Below are 16,415 nucleotides of genomic sequence, written 5' to 3'. Positions count from 1 at the left end.
GAGGCTGTGGCGGTCGCGCCCGATTCGGCGGCCGCGCTCGTCAATTTCGGCGCGTTGCTGATGGACGACGCGCACGCGCAGGAGGCCGCGGACGTGCTCGCGCGCGCGGTGGCGCTCGCGCCGGATTTCGCGCCGGCCGCCTACAACTACGGCAATGCGCTGCACGCGCTCGGCCAGCGGCGCGAGGCGCAGGCGCAGTATCGGCGCGCGTTGGCAATCGATCCCGCGCATGCGGAAGCGGCGAACAATCTCGGCAACGTGTGCCGCGAACTCGGCGAGCACAAGGCCGCGATGGAGGCGTTCGAAACGGCCTTGCAGGCGCGGCCCGATTTCGTCGATGCCTGTAACAACGCGGCCAATCTGCACCGCGCGCTCGGGCATCAGGACGCGGCGCGCGCGCTGCTGAGCCAGGCGCTCGCGCTCGCGCCTCACCATTCGCCGACGCTCAACAATCTCGGCAACGTGTTCAAGGATTGCGGCGAACTCGACGACGGCGTAGCCTGCTTCCGGCAAGCCGTGGCGAGCGATCCGCGCAATCTCACCGCGCACAGCAATCTGCTTTATGCGCTGTCGTTCCAGTCCTTCGATGGCGAGGAGATCGCGGCCGAAGCGCGCCGCCTCGCCGCGCAACACGAAGCGCCGCTGCGTGCCGAACGTATCGCGCACGCGCCGCGCAGCGCGCAAGGGCGGCGTCTGCGCATCGCGTATGTGTCGTCGGATTTTCGTGAGCATTGCCAGGCATTGTTCATGACGCCGCTGCTTTCGCATCACGATCGAAGCCGCTTCGAGATTCACGCGTATTCGAGCGTCGTGCGTCCGGACGCCATCACAGCGCAACTCGCGGCACACGTGGACCACTGGCACGACGTGCGTCTGCTCGACGACGCCGCGCTCGCGGCGCGCATTCAGGCGGACGGCATCGATATCCTCGTCGATCTCGCGATGCATATGGCCGACGGCCGGCCGTTGCTGTTCGCGCGTCAGCCGGCGCCGGTGCAGGTCGCGTGGCTCGCGTATCCCGGCACCACGGGGCTCGATGCGATCGGTTATCGGCTCAGTGATCCGCATCTTGATCCGCAGGCTGAACCTGCGGTGCACGACCGCCACTACACCGAACGCACGCTGCGTCTGCCCGACACGTTCTGGTGCTACGACCCGCTCGCGCAAGAACCCGCCGTGAACGCGCTGCCCGCCGCGCAAACGGGGCAGGTCACGCTGGGCAGCCTGAACAATCCGTGCAAGCTCACGGAGGCGACGCTCGCGCTCTGGTCCGGCGTGTTCGCGGCTCTGCCGCAAGCGCGTCTGCTGCTGATGGCCGCGCAGGGCGAGGCGCGCGAGCGTCTGCTGACGCGTCTCGCGCGTCACGGCATCGACGCCGCGCGCGTGCGTTTCGTGCCGTTCCAGCCGCGCGACGCCTATTTGCGCACCTGGCACGAGATCGATCTGGCGCTCGATACGCTGCCGTACAACGGCCACACCACGAGCCTCGACGCGATGTGGATGGGCGTGCCGGTGGTCACGCGCGTCGGCACGACCTGCGCCGGACGGGCGGGGCTGTCGCAACTGGCGAATCTGGGTCTCGAAGAACTGGCCGCTTTCTCCGATGAGGCGTTCGTGGAGACCGTAGCCGCGCTCGTCAACGATCTGCCGCGTCTGGCCGCGCTGCGGGCGAGCTTGCGCGCGCGGATGGAGGCGTCGCCGCTGATGGACGGCGCGCGGTTTGCGCGCGGCATGGAGTCTGCTTACGAGACGATGTGGCGCGAATGGACGCAGGCGCACGGCTGAATTGGCTACGGTCCGGCGCGGCGCGCTGAGCCGTCCGGGCCCGCGCCGATGCAAACGGCGTAGGCCATTTGGCCGGCTTGACGAGCCACAAACGAGCCTTGGAGGCGGGCAGGCGCGCCTCCAGCGTGCTGTATAAATATACAGTAGAATCTCAAACACTCAGTCCGCACTTTCGGGCTGCAAGCTGCCGGGCCGCGCCGCCGCCCGGTTCCCGCGAGTGATCCAGCCGGAATGCCAGCGCAAGTGAGCGATAACCGATCCATCCGTATCCGCGGTGCCCGCCAGCACAATCTCAAGAACCTCGATCTCGATCTGCACACCGGCGAAATGACGGTCGTGACCGGGCCGTCCGGCTCGGGTAAATCGAGTCTCGTGTTCGACACCCTTTACGCGGAAGGCCAGCGCCGTTACGTCGAAACCTTCAGCGCCTACGCGCGTCAGTTCCTCGACCGCATGGACCGTCCGCAGGTCGATCGCGTGGACGGCGTGCCGCCCGCGATCGCCATCGACCAGACCAATCCGGTGCGCAGTTCGCGCTCGACGGTCGGCACGATGACCGAGCTGAACGACCATCTGAAGCTGCTCTACGCGCGCGCCGCGAATCTGTTCGACCGCGTGACCGCGCAGCCGGTGCGCCACGACACGCCCGAAACGATCTACGCCGAACTGCTCGCGCGCACGGCGGTGGGCGATCCGCGCCTTGTCGTGACGTTTCCGGTCGAACTGCCCGACACCACGAGCGAGGAAGAAGTCGCGCAGTGGCTGTCGGCGAGCGGCTATACGCGCGTGCAGGCGCAGCGCGAAGTGAAAACGGCCGAGGGCACGCGCAAGGTGCTCGACGTGGTCGCCGACCGTTTCCGTCTGCAGAACGCCGAAAAGAGCCGCGTGATCGAGGCCATCGAAGCCTCGCTCAAGCGCGGCGCGGGGCGCGTGAACATTTATGTCGTATCGGAAACGGACGCGCAAGCCGAGGTTTCCGATAAGAAACCCGAACCGGTGATCTGGCGTTTCTCGACCGGCCTGCATTGCCCGGACAGCGATCTGCGCTACGCCGATCCGCAACCGGCGCTGTTCTCGTTCAACTCCGCGTACGGCGCCTGCGATGCGTGCCGTGGCTTTGGCCGCGTGATCGGCGTCGACTGGGGTCTCGTGATTCCGGACGCGCGCAAGAGCCTGCGCGGCGGCGCGATCAAACCGCTGCAAACGCCCGCGTGGAAGGAGTGCCAGGACGACCTGATGCGCTACGCCGCGAAGGCCGGCATTCCGCGCGACACGGCGTGGTCGGAGCTCACGCAGGCGCAGCGCGACTGGGTGATCGACGGCGCGCCGGACTGGAAGGGCAGCTGGCAAACGCAGTGGTATGGCGTCAAACGCTTCTTCCAGTATCTGGAGTCGAAGGCGTACAAGATGCACATCCGCGTGCTGCTGTCGAAATACCGCAGCTATACGCCGTGCGAAACCTGCGGCGGCGCGCGCCTCAAGACCGAAGCGCTGCAATGGCGTCTGGGCAGTCAGGAGAACGCCGACGAGGTGCTCGCGCCCGCCGCGCGTTTCATGCCGCACGGCGTGGACTGGTCGCGCGCGCAACTCGAAGCGCTGCCGGGCCTGACGCTGCACGACGTCATGCTGTTGCCGATCGAGCGCATCCGCCGCTTCTTCGACAATCTGTCGCTCTCTTCGACATTGCTCGACGATGCGTTGAAGCTGCTGCTCGCCGAAGTGCGCACGCGCCTCAAATATCTGTGCGACGTGGGCCTCGGTTACCTCACGCTCGACCGCCAGAGCCGCACGCTCTCGGGCGGCGAAGTGCAGCGTATCAACCTGACCACGGCGCTCGGCACCTCGCTCACGAAGACGCTGTTCGTGCTCGACGAACCGAGCATCGGCCTGCATCCGCGCGACCTGAACCGCATCGTCGAAGCGATGCAGCGGCTGCGCGACGCGGGCAATACGCTCGTGGTCGTCGAACACGATCCGTCCGTGATGCTGGCGGCCGACCGTCTGATCGACATGGGGCCGGGTCCGGGCGAGCGCGGCGGCTCGATCGTTTATGACGGCACACCCGCCGATATCCGTTCGTCCGGCACCTTGACGGGCGAATATCTGGGCGGCCACCGCGCCGTCGCGGACGCCTCGAACTGGGAACGCCGCCCCGTCGATGCCAAAACGCCCACGCTGCTGCTCGAAGGCGCGAGCGAACACAATCTGCGCGATGTGACGGTGGCGTTTCCGCTGCAACGTCTCGTCTGCGTGACGGGCGTGTCGGGTTCGGGCAAATCGACGCTCGTGCAGGACGTGCTGTATCCGGCGCTCGCGCGTCATCTGGGCAAGGCCACCGAATCGCCGGGCGTGTTCCGCAACCTGAGCGGCGCCGAGCAGATCAGCGACGCCGTGTTCGTCGATCAGTCGCCCATCGGCAAGACCGCGCGTTCGAATCCGGCCAGCTACGTGGGCGCGTTCGACGAGATCCGCAAGCTGTTCGCCAAGGCGCCGCTCGCGAAGCAGCGCGGCTATACGGCAGGGATGTTCAGCTTCAACTCGGGCGAAGGCCGTTGCCCGACGTGCGGTGGCTCGGGTTTCGAGCACATCGAAATGCAGTTCCTGAGCGACGTCTATCTGCGTTGTCCGGATTGCGACGGCAGCCGCTATCGTCCCGAAGTGCTCGAAGTGAAGATCGAGCGCGGTGGCCGCGCGTTGTCGGTGGCCGACGTGCTCGACCTGACCGTCAGCGAAGCGGCGCAATGCTTCAGTCAGGATGCCGAAGTATTGCGCGTGATCCAGCCGATCGTCGACGTGGGCCTCGAATACGTGAAGCTCGGCCAGCCGGTGCCCACGCTGTCGGGCGGCGAAGCGCAGCGTCTGAAACTCGCGGGCTTTCTCGCGGAAACGGCGCAGTCGCGCGGCAAGGAAAAGGCTGCTGGCGGCCGTCTGTTCATGTTCGACGAACCGACCACGGGTCTGCATTTCGACGACATCGCCAAGCTGATGCGCGCGTTCGGCAAGCTGCTCGCGGGCGGTCATTCGCTGCTCGTGATCGAACATAATCTCGACGTGATTCGCGCGGCCGACTGGCTCATCGATCTCGGTCCGGAAGGCGGCGATGCGGGCGGTGAAGTCGTTTGCGTCGGCACGCCCGAAGACGTGATCGCGTGCCCGCGCTCGCACACAGGCGCGGCGCTCGAACGCTACGAAGCCGCGCTCGGCGCCGCGAACGGCGTGCTCGTCGCCGAAGAAGAGGGCGTCGCGTTGCAGACGGCACTGCGTGCCGCGCAGGCGCGCCGCGAGATTCAGGGCGAGGACGTGGTGCGCATCGTGAATGCGCGCGAGCACAATCTCAAGGCGCTCGACGTCGATATTCCGCACGGCCGTTTCAACGTGATTACCGGCGTGTCCGGTTCGGGCAAGTCGACGCTCGCGTTCGACATTCTTTTCCACGAAGGTCAGCGCCGTTACCTCGAATCGCTGAACGCCTACGCGCGTTCGATCGTGCAGCCCGCGGGCCGTCCCGAAGTGGATGCGGTCTACGGCATTCCGCCGACCGTTGCGATCGAGCAGCGTCTGTCGCGCGGCGGCCGCAAGAGTACGGTGGCGACCACCTCGGAAGTCTGGCACTTCCTGCGTCTGCTCTATGTGAAGCTCGGCGTGCAGCATTGCGTGCACGACGGCACGCCGGTCACATCGCAGAGCGTCGATGCCATCGTCGCGCAACTGCTGCGCGAGCATCGCGGCCAGCATGTCGGTCTGCTCGCGCCGCTCGTCGTGAATCGCAAGGGCGTCTACACGGATCTCGCGAAGTGGGCGAAGGGACGCGGCAACACGCATCTGCGCGTGGACGGCGAATTCGTGCCGGTCGCGCCGTGGCCGAAGCTCGACCGTTTCCGCGAGCACACGATCGAATTGCCGGTCGGCGATCTCCTGATCGAGCCTGAAAACGAGGCGCAATTGCGCACGCTGCTCGACGCGACGCTCGAAGCGGGCAAGGGCGTCGTGCATCTGCTCGCGCCGCTCGACGGTCTCGACGGCGCACTCGAAAACGGCGGTTCGACGCTCGGTATCGGCGAAGTGAAGGTGCTTTCGACGCGGCGCGCGTGTCCGGTCTGCGGCACCAGTTATCCCGAACTCGATCCGCGCATGTTCTCGTACAACAGCAAGCATGGCTGGTGCACGACCTGCGTGGGCACGGGTCTCGCGCTCACGCGCGAACAGCGCGCCGTCTACGACGATACGGTGATGTCCGCCGACGATCGCGGCCGCGAACAGACCTTGCCGTCGGAAGAGCAGGAGCCGGACGGCATGGTCGACGAACCGTGTCCGGACTGCCACGGCACGCGCCTGAATCCGGTCGCGCGCGCGGTGACGTTCGACGAACAGCCGATCGTCGATGTCGCGCAATGGACCGTCGGCGAAACGCGCCGCTGGATCGAATCGCTCGAACTCAACGGCCGCGATGCGCAGATCGCACGCGACGTGATCAGCGAAATTCGCAGCCGTCTGCAATTCCTCGAAGAAGTCGGGCTCGGTTATCTGAGTCTCGATCGCGCCGCGCCGAGTCTGTCGGGTGGCGAGGCGCAGCGTATCCGTCTCGCGGCGCAGCTCGGCAGCAATCTGCAAGGCGTGTGCTACGTGCTCGACGAACCGACCATCGGCCTGCATCCGCGCGACAACCAGATCCTGCTCGACGCGCTGCGCAGTCTCAACGACAAGGGCAATACGCTCGTGGTCGTGGAGCACGACGAGGACACGATTCGTCGCGCCGATCACATCATCGATATCGGACCGAGCGCGGGCAAGCGCGGCGGGCGCGTGGTCGCGCAAGGCAAGGTCGCCGATCTCGCCGCGCAGCCGGACTCGCTCACGGGCCGCTATCTCGCGCATCCGATCGTGCATCCGCTGCAGCCGCGCCGCGAAGTGAAGGCCGCGCGCGCGGGCCGCGAGGCGGTGCCCGGGCAATGGCTCACGGTGCATGGCGGCAAGCTGCACAATCTGCGCAACGTGACCGCGCATATTCCGCTCGGCCGTCTCGTGGCGATCACGGGCGTCAGCGGCTCGGGCAAGTCGACGCTCGCGCGCGACGTGCTGCTGTCGAATCTGCTCGACGCGGTGGGCCGTTCGGTGCTGTCGTCGCCGGCGGTGCGGCGCGCGCGCAAGGCGGCGAAGGAGACGGCGCCGAGCGCGGCGGAACGCCGTTCGAGCGTGCTCGCGCGCACGAGCGCGAAGCCGAAGCTCGAGGTCGCGCATACGTGGCAGGGCTGCGAATCGATCACCGGATGGGAAAGCATCGACCGCGTGCTCGAAGTCGATCAGACGCCGATCGGCAAGACGCCGCGTTCGTGTCCCGCGACCTATATCGGCGTGTGGGACGCGATTCGCCGCCTGTTCGCCGACACGCTCGAAGCGCGTGCACGCGGCTACAGCGCCTCGCGTTTCTCGTTCAATACCGGCGACGGACGTTGCCCGGCCTGCGAGGGCCAGGGCGTGCGCACGATCGGCATGAGCTTCCTGCCGGACGTGAAGGTGCCGTGCGATGTCTGTCACGGGCAGCGTTTCAATCCGGAAACGCTCGCGGTGACGTGGCGCGGCCGCAATATCGGCGAAGTGCTGACGATGGAGATCGACGAGGCGGTGGAATTCTTCGCCTCGATCACGAGCATCTCTCACCCGTTGCAACTGATGAAGGACGTCGGGCTCGGCTACCTCACGCTCGGCCAGCCGTCGCCGACGCTCTCGGGCGGCGAGGCGCAGCGTATCAAGCTGGTGACGGAGCTGTCCAAGGTGCGTGACGACATCACGCGTCGCGGACAGAAGGCGCCGCACACGCTCTACGTGCTCGACGAACCGACCGTCGGCCTGCATATGGCGGACGTGGCGCGGCTGATTCGCGTGCTGCATCGTCTCGCGGACGGCGGCCATAGCGTCGTGGTGATCGAGCACGATCTCGACGTGATCGCGGAAGCCGACTGGATCATCGACCTTGGGCCGGAAGGCGGCGTGGGCGGTGGCACGATCGTCGGCGCGGCGGACCCGGAAGGGCTCGTCAAGGTGGCCGCGAGCCATACGGGCGTGGCGCTCAAACCGGTGCTCGCACGCGTGGCGAGCGAGGAAAGCGCGGCGGCGTCCGTTGTCGAGGCGGCGCCCGATGCCGATGCTGTGGCCGCGTCTGCGGTCGGGTCTACGGTCGATACCAAGGCCCGAAAAGGGGCGGGGAAGCGTCGCGCATCGGCGTCGTGATGGACGGCCAGCGCGGCCCCGCAACGGGCCGCGCTGGCCGGAAAGCGCTTGATCAGTGCGGCGCGCGCAAGGTATGATCGGTTCCGCTTGCAGCAAACAGCCGCGCACCCGAACCGGGTGAAATGACGCGGCGATTCTGGCGAGCGGAGCAGCGGACCGCAATCCCCTCCGAACCGGTCACGGGTTCCACAGCCCAGACCACCTCATCAGTGCAGCAAGGCTTCGCGGTACGAGCGAAGCCTTTGTCTTTTCAGGGCAGACGATTCGATAGCGATCGGCGCCTTGCCCTTGGCGATGCGAGAGGAATTAACCGATGTTCGACCTCGACGGTGAGGCGCGCGAACGGCTCATCCTGTGGATTCAACACCGCATGGAAGAGTACGGCATTACGCTCGAAGTTCTTGAGTCATCCATTGCAGAAAGCGAACGGCTACCGAAGTACCGGGATGCCTTTGGCAATACCTGGAACGGGGAAGGTGAAATGCCGAGCTGGCTTTTGCGTTATAAGCACGCAGGTCAGGATATCGAGCATTTCCGCTGCTGATCGGCCTGAACGGCACGGCGCACGGGCGTTTGCCCGGGGCGGCGTGCGTAATCGCGGTTTGTCGATTTTGCCGGGCGGCAATCCGGCTTATTGGCCATTTCCGGTATATTTTTCAGCGATGTTTTAATAATACTATTTGGTTCATTATGGCCATTTAATGGGCATGGTGGATTCGCCGGTTCGCGTCCCGCTGTATTCCTGTTCGCTGTTCGCGTGATTAACGCGGATGCGCTGCGCCGATCTCTCGCATTGGCGTGGCGTGCCGGTTGCGCGACAATGCACGCCGTCTTGTGATAAACAGCAATGCGCGCTTAAACGCGAAGACAGGAGACGGCAATGGCGTTACTGGTGTTGGGTCTTGCGATCTTCATCGGCGTGCACTCGATCCGCGTGCTGGCCGGACCGTGGCGCGCGGCGCAAATCGAACGCTTCGGCATCCGTGCATGGCGCGGCGTGTTCGCGTTGCTGTCGATACTCGGCGTCGTGCTCACTGTCGTCGGCTACGGGCTCGCACGGCGTTATCCCGTCCCCATCTGGCTGCCTCCGCCGGGCATCGCGCACCTCGTCGCGCTACTCACCGCGATCGCCTTCGTGATGATCGTGGCGGCCTACGTGCCCAACAATCACATCAAGCGCGTGCTCGGCCAGCCCTTCGTCAGCGGCGTGGCGCTCTGGGCATTCGCGCATCTGCTCGCCAACGGCACGCTGCACGCGATCGTGCTGTTCGGCGTGTTCCTCATCTGGGCGCTCGTGGAAGTGCGGGCGGGCCGCCGCCGCGATCGCGAGGCCGGCGTGGTCTATCCGCCCGGCAGCGCAGGCGGCGACGCGCTGGCCGTCGTGATCGGTCTCGTCGCGTGGGCCGTGTTCGCGTTCTGGCTGCATGGCCTGCTGATCGGCGTGCGTCCGCTCGGCTGAGCCGCGTTTCGAACGCGTACGTTCACGTCGTCGACAATGCGCGAAACCAAAAAAAGAAGCCTGCTCATGGCAGGCTTCATCAAGGTACAGCTCGGAGTTCCGCGATCAGATCGCAGTGCGGGCGATCTTAGGGTACGTTCATGAAAGGCGCGTGAAAGTCATGCGTTTTCCATGCTGTGCGGCGCGCTCCGGCTGCATGGCAGGCAGCGATCAGAGATCGAAAAACACGGTCTCGCGTTCGCCCTGCATGACGATGTCGAAGTGATAGACGATCTTGCCCGCCTGTTCGCTGCGTCGCGCGATCAGCGTGTCGCGACGCGCCGCCGGCACCGACGACAGGACCGGATCGGCCGCGTTGGCCGCCGTTTCGTCGTCGAAATACACGCGCGTGAAGGTATGCGTGAGCATGCCGCGCATCATCACGATCACGTTCAGATGCGGCGCCTCGCCGGCGTTCTCGACGCCCGGCTTCACGGTGCGCACGATGAAGCGCTGCTCCGGATCCGTGCCGGTGCCCACGCGCGCGAAGCCGCGAAAACCCGTCTCGGCGATCTGCTCGCGCGACGCCGGATAGTGGCCGCTGGCGTCGACTTGCGAGAACTCCAGCATCGCGTCGAAGACCGGCTTGCCGTCGCCGTCGATCACGCGGCCGATCAGCGAAATATGCTCGCCGGGCGTCTGCGTGCCGACGATGTCGGCGGTGAACAGGCTCTTGAAATCGAAGTTGTATTGCTGCGGGCAGAGGCCGTAGGCGAAGTACGGGCCAACGGTCTGCGAGGGCGTTTCCTTGAGTGCCATGATCAACGCTCCATCGGGGTTTCGTTGGGGCCGCGCAGCACGATGTCGAATTCGTAGCCGAGTGCGTAGCTGTCTTCGGTGGTGTCGAGCGAGAAGCGCGAAATCATGCGCTCGCGCGCCTGCTCCGGCGTGCCTTGATAAATCGGGTCGAACGCGAGCAGCGGGTCGCCGGGGAAGTACATCTGCGTCACGAGGCGCGAGCCGAAGTAGTCGCCGAACAGCGAGAAGTGGATGTGCTGCGGGCGCCATGCATTCGGATGATTGCCCCAGGGATACGCGCCCGGCTTGATCGTCAGGAAGCGATAGCGGCCTTCATTGTCGGTCACGCAGCGGCCCGCGCCGAGGAAGTTCGGGTCGAGCGGCGCGTCGTGCTGATCCTGCTTGTGCACGTAGCGGCCGGCGGCGTTCGCCTGCCAGATTTCGACCAGCGTGTTGCGCACCGGCTTGCCGCCGTCGTCGAGCACGCGGCCCGTCACGATGATGCGTTCGCCGAGCGGTTCGCCATTACGCGCTGCATTGCGCGTGAGGTCGCTGTCGAGCGCGCCGAGATCTTCCGCGCCATAAACGGGCGCGTGCAGATTGCGCAGTTTTTCCTTCAGGGGGATCAGGGGCAGCGTGGGACCGCGTTTCACCGACGAGCGATACGGCGGATAAACGAAAGCCGGGTGCGAGTCGAAGTCGCGCGGCGACAGGATGGACTCGTCCATGGGGTTGTCTCCTGGCAGATTTGTGGGAAGTGGATTTATGCCGCGCGGCGGACGGTCGCGGTGCGCGGATGACATCCACTTTATCCAATGCGAAAAGTTATGCAAAATGATGTTTTATCGCATCTCGTATAACGGATCGTTATGGAAAACCGGCTTGCGGATTCGCGCGTCAAATTCCGGCATTTGCAGTGTTTTCTGGCGGTGGCGCAGTTCGGCAGCGTGCAGCAGGCGGCGGAAAGTCTGTCCGTGACGCAGCCTGCCGTGTCGAAGACCATCGCCGAGCTGGAGTCGGCGCTGGGCGTGAAGCTGTTCGAGCGCGGCCGCCACGGCGCGGTGACCACGCGCGAGGGGCAATTGTTCATGCCGCATGCGAGCGCGTGCGTGAGCGCGCTGCGCCAGGGCGTGGCTTTGCTCGCGCGCGACGAGGGCGCGGTGGCGGCGACGCTCGACATCGGCGTGTTGCCGACGGTGGCGACGGCCCTGCTGCCCGACGCCATGCGCCGCTTTGCCGGCGACTGGCCGCGCGTGAGCGTGCGGCTGCTGACGGCGGCCAACACCGAACTGCTCGAACGCCTCAAGGCGGGCGCGATCAGCTTTGCGGTGGGTCGTCTCGCCGATCCCGAGCGCATGGTCGGCCTGAGCTTCGAGCAGCTCTACAACGAACCGATGACGGTGGTTGTGCGTGCGGGGCATCCGCTGTTGCAGGGCGCGGGCGCGGCGCGGCCGCTCGCGCAGTTCCCCACGCAGTTTCCGCTCGTGCTGCCGCCGTTCGGCACGCTGATCCGCCAGGCCGCGGACAGCCTGCTGGCGGCGTGGGGCGCGCCGCCGCTGACGGCGTCGGTGGAATTGCTCTCGGTGTCGGTCGGGGGCGCGATGGCGCTGGAAAACGACGCGGTGTGGTTCGTGCCGTCGGGCGCGGTCGAGTATGACTTGCGGCACGGAGCGCTCGTGCGTCTGCCGTTGCCGGTGGCGGGCGGCGAGGAGCCTGTCGGCCTGATTCAGCGCACCGACACGCAGCCCTCGCCAGCGGGGCGCGCGTTGATCGACGCGGTGCGGATGGCGGCGCGCGAACGCGATGCGGTGGCGCACGCGAGCGCGCCGGGACGCCGGTCGCGCAAGCGTCAGCCGGAAGCGTCGGTGGCGGACAAGCCGGCAGCGGATCAACCGGCGGCGGATCAGCAGACGGCCAGGTCGACCCGGGCGCGCCGCCCGAGTCGCGCAAACCGCTAAACCGGCGGCCGTTTCCTCAAGCCGACGAAAGTTTCCTTTTGGAACGCGCCGGCTTCGCGGCAGGCACGGCTTCCGCCTCCGGCGCGGGCGAGCCCGGCACGGCGGCGCCGGTGGACATCCAGATCACCATGGCGTCTTCTTCGCTGGTCGAAACCGCGTAATGCCCGGTGCGGCTGTCGAAGTAGAGGCTGTCGCCGGCTTCCAGTTGCGTGGGCGTGTAGAGCTCGGTGTAGAGGCACACGCTGCCGCTGATCACGTAGATGAATTCCTCGCCCTCGTGGCGGCCCCAATCGTCGAAGGCCTCGGTCGAATGCGCGGTGATGCGCACGAGAAAGGGCAGCATGGCCTTGTGCGCGAGTTCGGTGGCGAGCAATTCCATTTCGTAGCCGCGATACGCGTGCGGCTTGCCTGCGCCGCGCCGCGTGAGCGCGCGACGGCCGCCGAAATCGAGCTTGGGCGTCGAACCGAACAGATCGACCAGGTCGATATTCAAACCCGCGACGATCTTCTGCAGCACGTCGAACGTAGGCGACATCAGGCCGTTTTCGATCTTCGAGAGCGTCGAGCGCGACACGCCGCAGACGCGGCTGGCGTAGTCGATCGTCAGATCCTGGGCGAGACGCGCGGCGCGGACGCGGCGTCCGAGGTCGGCGGTCGAGGAACTGGACGGTTGCGCGAGCGAGTGGTCCATAAGCGAAGGCAAGGAGGGATTCTGTTCTGGCACGTTTCCGATAATAACAAAGCGTAGCGCTTAGGAAACTCGGCCAGATGGCCAATGTCGTGGATCGGACGGGCACACGGCCGCTGCCGCGATCTGTCGCTTTTGGAGCGTCAAATTGCTTAGGGATTCGAATTGACAATTCTTAAAGATCGCAGCGGATCTTATGCGGTTAGGAATTGTCTTTCAATACAGTAAGGTTTTGAGTAGAGCCTCGATATGCGGCGCGGCGCCACGTGAAGTCCGCCATGACCGACCTTATATTTAGATCAGGTGAGAAGGATCAAATGGAGTAAAGATAATGCATGACGAACGCCTCGAATTACTGTTAGCCATCTCGCGTAGAACGCTCGGCATCGAGCGCTTCGAGTTGACCGGCAAGCAAACCGCCGACTTTCACCTCGTGAGCGCGGAAGACGTCGGTCGCGCGCTGGAAACCGCCTACGACGCCGGTTTGATCATCGGTCATCGCATGGGGCGCGAGGAATGCACACAAGAGTCGTGAGCGCGAAACGCGGCCGCGCACCTGGCCGCGTCCGCTTTCCTGTCGACAGCCGATAGGCCGCTAAGCCGCTAAGCCGATAAACCGATAACGCGCGGTTTTGCTTTTCACCTGATCGCTTTCTCACCGACGCTGTTTCCCCTTTTTCTCCGCGTTTTCCGTTGCTTTCGCGATTGCGATGCGATTGTCAGGCCGCGCTTTGCATTGCTCGCGCTGCGCAAAACCCGTTGCTACGATTCGAGCCCCGCATTCAACTGATCGGAGCAATCCATGAAGTCAATCCTCCTCGCACTGGCCGCGCTGGGCATTCTCGCTGCCGGCGTTTCGTCGGCTCAGGCCGGCGAGCACCACGAGTGCCACAAGGTCCGCGTGCATAAGCACTGGGAAAAGCACTGCCGCTAAGGCGTCCGTGCGATCCGACGAGCCCCGCGATGTTTGCGGGGTTTTTTGTTGATGGCGGATGGTTTGTGTAGCGATTCGAGGAAGAGCGATGTTGAAGACGTGGCTGGCGGCAACGGGTACGGGCGTTGAGGTTGCGCCCGCTTCCCCGGTAGATCAGCAGCGCCGACGCACCGCACCCGATTTTTCTCAGTTTCCGATAGGAAACCCAGCCATCCGGGCGAAAAGTTTCTGATCGGAAACTCCCGCTGAACCTCCGTTTCTACCGCTTGAACCGCGTGCAATCGGCCGTTTTGGCTTGCTGCGCGGGCATTCAGCCGTCCCGTCGCATCCGTTTTTGTCCGCCTTGATGCGCTATCGGGCGCCGTGTATAGTCGGCGCACGAGAGTTTGTTTCTTATCGGAAATAAAAGGATCGGTCATGGACGCAGCGCGCATTCTCGCCGACCTCGGCATTTCAGAAGAAGCCAGGTCGGGTGACATCGTAGTGAAATCGCCGATATCCGGCGAAACCATCGGGCAGGTGGCGAGCCAGTCGCCCGCCGACGTGGACGCCGCGCTCACGCGCGCGCAGGCCGCGTTTCTGCACTGGCGCAACGTACCCGCGCCGCGGCGCGGCGAACTGGTGCGCTTGCTGGGCGAACGTCTGCGCGCCCGCAAGGAGGCGCTTGGCAGCCTCGTTTCGCTGGAAGCCGGGAAAATCCTCCAGGAGGGACTCGGCGAAGTGCAGGAGATGATCGACATCTGCGATTTCGCGGTCGGTCTCTCGCGTCAACTTTATGGTCTGACCATCGCCTCCGAGCGTCCCGGTCATCGCATGGCGGAAAGCTGGCACCCGATGGGCGTCTGCGCCGTGATTTCCGCGTTCAATTTTCCGGTCGCGGTCTGGTCGTGGAACGCGGCGCTCGCGCTCGTCTGCGGCAATCCCGTGATCTGGAAGCCTTCGGAGAAAACGCCGCTCACCGCGCTCGCCGTGCAGAAGATCATGGAAGCCACGCTGCGCGCATTCGGCGATGCACCGGAAGGTCTTGTCTCGCTGGTCGTCGGCGGACGCGAGGTGGGCGAGAAACTCGTCGCCGATCCGCGCGCGGCCATCGTCAGCGCGACCGGCAGCACGGAAATGGGCCGCGCGGTGGGCGTGGCCGTGGCGCAGCGTTTCGGACGCTCGATCCTCGAACTGGGCGGCAATAACGCGGGTATCGTCACGCCGAGCGCCGACCGCGAACTCGTTTTGCGCGGCATCCTGTTTTCCGCTGTCGGCACGGCGGGTCAGCGTTGCACGACGCTGCGCCGCCTGTTCGTGCACGAGAGCGTCTACGAAGCCACTGTAGAACGTCTGAAGCAGTTTTATGCGAAGGTGCCGATCGGCAATCCGCTTACGCCGGGCACCTTGATGGGACCGCTGATCGACGCGCGCGCGTTCGAACAGATGCAGGCGGCGCTGCAGCAAGCGCGTGCGGAAGGCGGCAAGGTGACGGGCGGCGAGCGCGTGAACGTCGAAGGTTTGCCGAACGGTTATTACGTGCGGCCCGCGCTGGTGGAAATGCCGACGCAAAGCGCGATCGTGCTGAAAGAAACCTTTGCACCGATTCTCTACGTCGTGAAGTATCGCGAGTTCGATGAGGCCGTTGCTGCGAACAATGCGGCGGCGCATGGGTTGTCGTCGTGCGTGTTCACGACCGATCTGCGCGAGGCCGAGCGATTCCTGTCGGCGTCGGGCAGCGATTGCGGCATTGCGAACGTGAACATCGGACCGAGCGGCGCGGAGATTGGCGGCGCATTCGGCGGCGAAAAAGAAACCGGCGGCGGACGCGAATCGGGCTCGGATGCCTGGAAGGGCTACATGCGGCGCGCGACGAACACGGTGAATTATTCGTCGGCGCTGCCGCTTGCGCAGGGCATCGACTTCAAGCTGGATTGATGCACGGAAACGGGCGGCCACGGTCGCCCGTTTTACGTGCTCATCGCATCACCGATTTATTTCGGAATCCAGATGAATCGAGGGAATTAATCAGACGAGTCGACGCAGCGGTTCCAGCGACCAGCTGTGCGGCACGCCATGCACGGCGAAGAACCACGCGGCCACCCACGACGCCGCGACCACGATCAGATCGCAATGCCCGCTGCGCCACCAGTTCAGCGAATGCCGGCGCACGATCCAGGGCACGCCGAGCGGATTCGGCCAGTCCGCGAGCAGATGAATCAGGCCGCCGCACGCGAAGCCGAATGCAGGCGCGGCCCACAACTGATGGCCCAGTTCGCGATACGAGCCCACCAGCAGCACGATCCAGCCAATGCCCCAATGCGTGATCGTGCGATGCGTACACCAGAGACGGCGCTTTTTGCTCCACCACGCGACTTCGAGCCAGTCCGGCGCGGTGCCGCCCGCAACGCCCGCGACGAAGGCGAGCGCGGCGAAGAGATGCCAGGGACCGTCGGCGCCCATGCGCGTGACGAGGGCGGCGGCGATGACGCCGGCTGCCCATCCGGTAGCGTGATGTGCGGTCCCTGATGCCATGAAGCGGTGTCGTGCAAAGTCGAAAGGGCGCACATCATCGCAGATGTGACCGCTTCGTGACAGGGGGTAGGC

Annotated in this window: 12 protein-coding genes; 8 read left to right on the top strand and 4 right to left on the bottom strand. The window is 65.3% G+C overall.

Annotated features, from left to right (window positions below; all coding sequences use genetic code 11):
• The 4 genes from G3N97_RS02600 to G3N97_RS02585 all read left to right on the top strand — a co-directional run.
• A partial coding sequence (locus G3N97_RS02600) for a tetratricopeptide repeat protein (protein ID WP_205991768.1) occupies nt 1-1,785 on the top strand: 1,785 nt, incomplete at its 5' end.
• A gap of 243 nt (nt 1,786-2,028) precedes the next feature.
• Nucleotides 2,029-8,013: an excinuclease ABC subunit UvrA gene (gene uvrA, locus G3N97_RS02595; protein WP_205991767.1), complete on the top strand. Its 5,985-nt coding sequence runs from the start codon at nt 2,029-2,031 to the stop codon at nt 8,011-8,013.
• 313 nt (nt 8,014-8,326) lie between these two features.
• The gene (locus tag G3N97_RS02590; protein WP_205991766.1) at nt 8,327-8,557 is read left to right on the top strand and encodes an H-NS family nucleoid-associated regulatory protein; all 231 of its coding nucleotides are present in this window, start codon (nt 8,327-8,329) and stop codon (nt 8,555-8,557) included.
• A gap of 336 nt (nt 8,558-8,893) precedes the next feature.
• Nucleotides 8,894-9,472: an NnrU family protein gene (locus G3N97_RS02585; RefSeq protein WP_205991765.1), complete on the top strand. Its 579-nt coding sequence runs from the start codon at nt 8,894-8,896 to the stop codon at nt 9,470-9,472.
• A gap of 210 nt (nt 9,473-9,682) precedes the next feature.
• Here the strand turns inward: G3N97_RS02585 and pcaG are convergent, their stop codons facing one another.
• Nucleotides 9,683-10,273, bottom strand: coding sequence for a protocatechuate 3,4-dioxygenase subunit alpha (pcaG, locus tag G3N97_RS02580; RefSeq protein ID WP_205991773.1), 591 nt, complete (start codon nt 10,271-10,273; stop codon nt 9,683-9,685).
• Nucleotides 10,273-10,977: a protocatechuate 3,4-dioxygenase subunit beta gene (gene pcaH, locus G3N97_RS02575; protein ID WP_065065947.1), complete on the bottom strand. Its 705-nt coding sequence runs from the start codon at nt 10,975-10,977 to the stop codon at nt 10,273-10,275. The genes pcaG and pcaH overlap by 1 nt, the downstream gene beginning before the upstream one ends.
• A gap of 141 nt (nt 10,978-11,118) precedes the next feature.
• Between pcaH and pcaQ the strand changes: the two genes are divergently transcribed.
• The gene (gene pcaQ / locus G3N97_RS02570) at nt 11,119-12,207 is read left to right on the top strand and encodes a pca operon transcription factor PcaQ (protein ID WP_205991764.1); all 1,089 of its coding nucleotides are present in this window, start codon (nt 11,119-11,121) and stop codon (nt 12,205-12,207) included.
• Nucleotides 12,208-12,223: 16 nt separating this feature from the next.
• On the opposite strand, the gene G3N97_RS02565 is transcribed toward pcaQ, so the two are convergent.
• Nucleotides 12,224-12,898 carry an XRE family transcriptional regulator gene (locus G3N97_RS02565; RefSeq protein ID WP_205991772.1) on the bottom strand — a complete coding sequence of 225 codons (675 nt, stop codon included), beginning with the start codon at nt 12,896-12,898 and terminating at the stop codon, nt 12,224-12,226.
• Nucleotides 12,899-13,226: 328 nt separating this feature from the next.
• Between G3N97_RS02565 and G3N97_RS02560 the strand changes: the two genes are divergently transcribed.
• The 3 genes from G3N97_RS02560 to G3N97_RS02555 all read left to right on the top strand — a co-directional run bounded on the left by G3N97_RS02560 (nt 13,227) and on the right by G3N97_RS02555 (nt 15,746).
• Nucleotides 13,227-13,430, top strand: a complete 204-nt coding sequence (locus tag G3N97_RS02560; RefSeq protein WP_205991763.1) for a hypothetical protein — start codon at nt 13,227-13,229, stop codon at nt 13,428-13,430.
• Nucleotides 13,431-13,697: 267 nt separating this feature from the next.
• On the top strand, nt 13,698-13,829 hold the full coding sequence (locus tag G3N97_RS39920) for a hypothetical protein (RefSeq protein WP_277397719.1): 132 nt from the start codon (nt 13,698-13,700) through the stop codon (nt 13,827-13,829).
• Nucleotides 13,830-14,246: 417 nt separating this feature from the next.
• Nucleotides 14,247-15,746 (top strand): aldehyde dehydrogenase family protein, encoded by a 1,500-nt coding sequence (locus tag G3N97_RS02555; protein WP_205991762.1) that lies wholly within the window; start codon nt 14,247-14,249, stop codon nt 15,744-15,746.
• A gap of 90 nt (nt 15,747-15,836) precedes the next feature.
• Here G3N97_RS02555 and G3N97_RS02550 read toward each other — a convergent pair whose 3' ends face one another.
• Nucleotides 15,837-16,343, bottom strand: coding sequence for a metal-dependent hydrolase (locus G3N97_RS02550; protein ID WP_205991761.1), 507 nt, complete (start codon nt 16,341-16,343; stop codon nt 15,837-15,839).
• Nucleotides 16,344-16,415: the final 72 nt, after the last annotated feature.

The organism is Paraburkholderia sp. Ac-20347 (assembly GCF_017104805.1).
Lineage (GTDB): Bacteria > Pseudomonadota > Gammaproteobacteria > Burkholderiales > Burkholderiaceae > Paraburkholderia > Paraburkholderia tropica.
This window is presented reverse-complemented; position numbering and strand designations above follow the sequence as displayed.

What these genes read in the sequence shown, in the direction of transcription:
- G3N97_RS02590 (WP_205991766.1), top strand. Translation starts at nt 8,327, where the DNA reads ATGTTCGACCTCGACGGTGAGGCGCGCGAACGGCTCATCCTGTGGATT.
- G3N97_RS02585 (WP_205991765.1), top strand. Translation starts at nt 8,894, where the DNA reads ATGGCGTTACTGGTGTTGGGTCTTGCGATCTTCATCGGCGTGCACTCG.
- pcaH (WP_065065947.1), bottom strand. Translation starts at nt 10,977, where the DNA reads ATGGACGAGTCCATCCTGTCGCCGCGCGACTTCGACTCGCACCCGGCT.
- pcaQ (WP_205991764.1), top strand. Translation starts at nt 11,119, where the DNA reads ATGGAAAACCGGCTTGCGGATTCGCGCGTCAAATTCCGGCATTTGCAG.
- G3N97_RS02565 (WP_205991772.1), bottom strand. Translation starts at nt 12,898, where the DNA reads ATGGACCACTCGCTCGCGCAACCGTCCAGTTCCTCGACCGCCGACCTC.
- G3N97_RS02560 (WP_205991763.1), top strand. Translation starts at nt 13,227, where the DNA reads ATGCATGACGAACGCCTCGAATTACTGTTAGCCATCTCGCGTAGAACG.
- G3N97_RS39920 (WP_277397719.1), top strand. Translation starts at nt 13,698, where the DNA reads ATGAAGTCAATCCTCCTCGCACTGGCCGCGCTGGGCATTCTCGCTGCC.
- G3N97_RS02555 (WP_205991762.1), top strand. Translation starts at nt 14,247, where the DNA reads ATGGACGCAGCGCGCATTCTCGCCGACCTCGGCATTTCAGAAGAAGCC.
- G3N97_RS02550 (WP_205991761.1), bottom strand. Translation starts at nt 16,343, where the DNA reads ATGGCATCAGGGACCGCACATCACGCTACCGGATGGGCAGCCGGCGTC.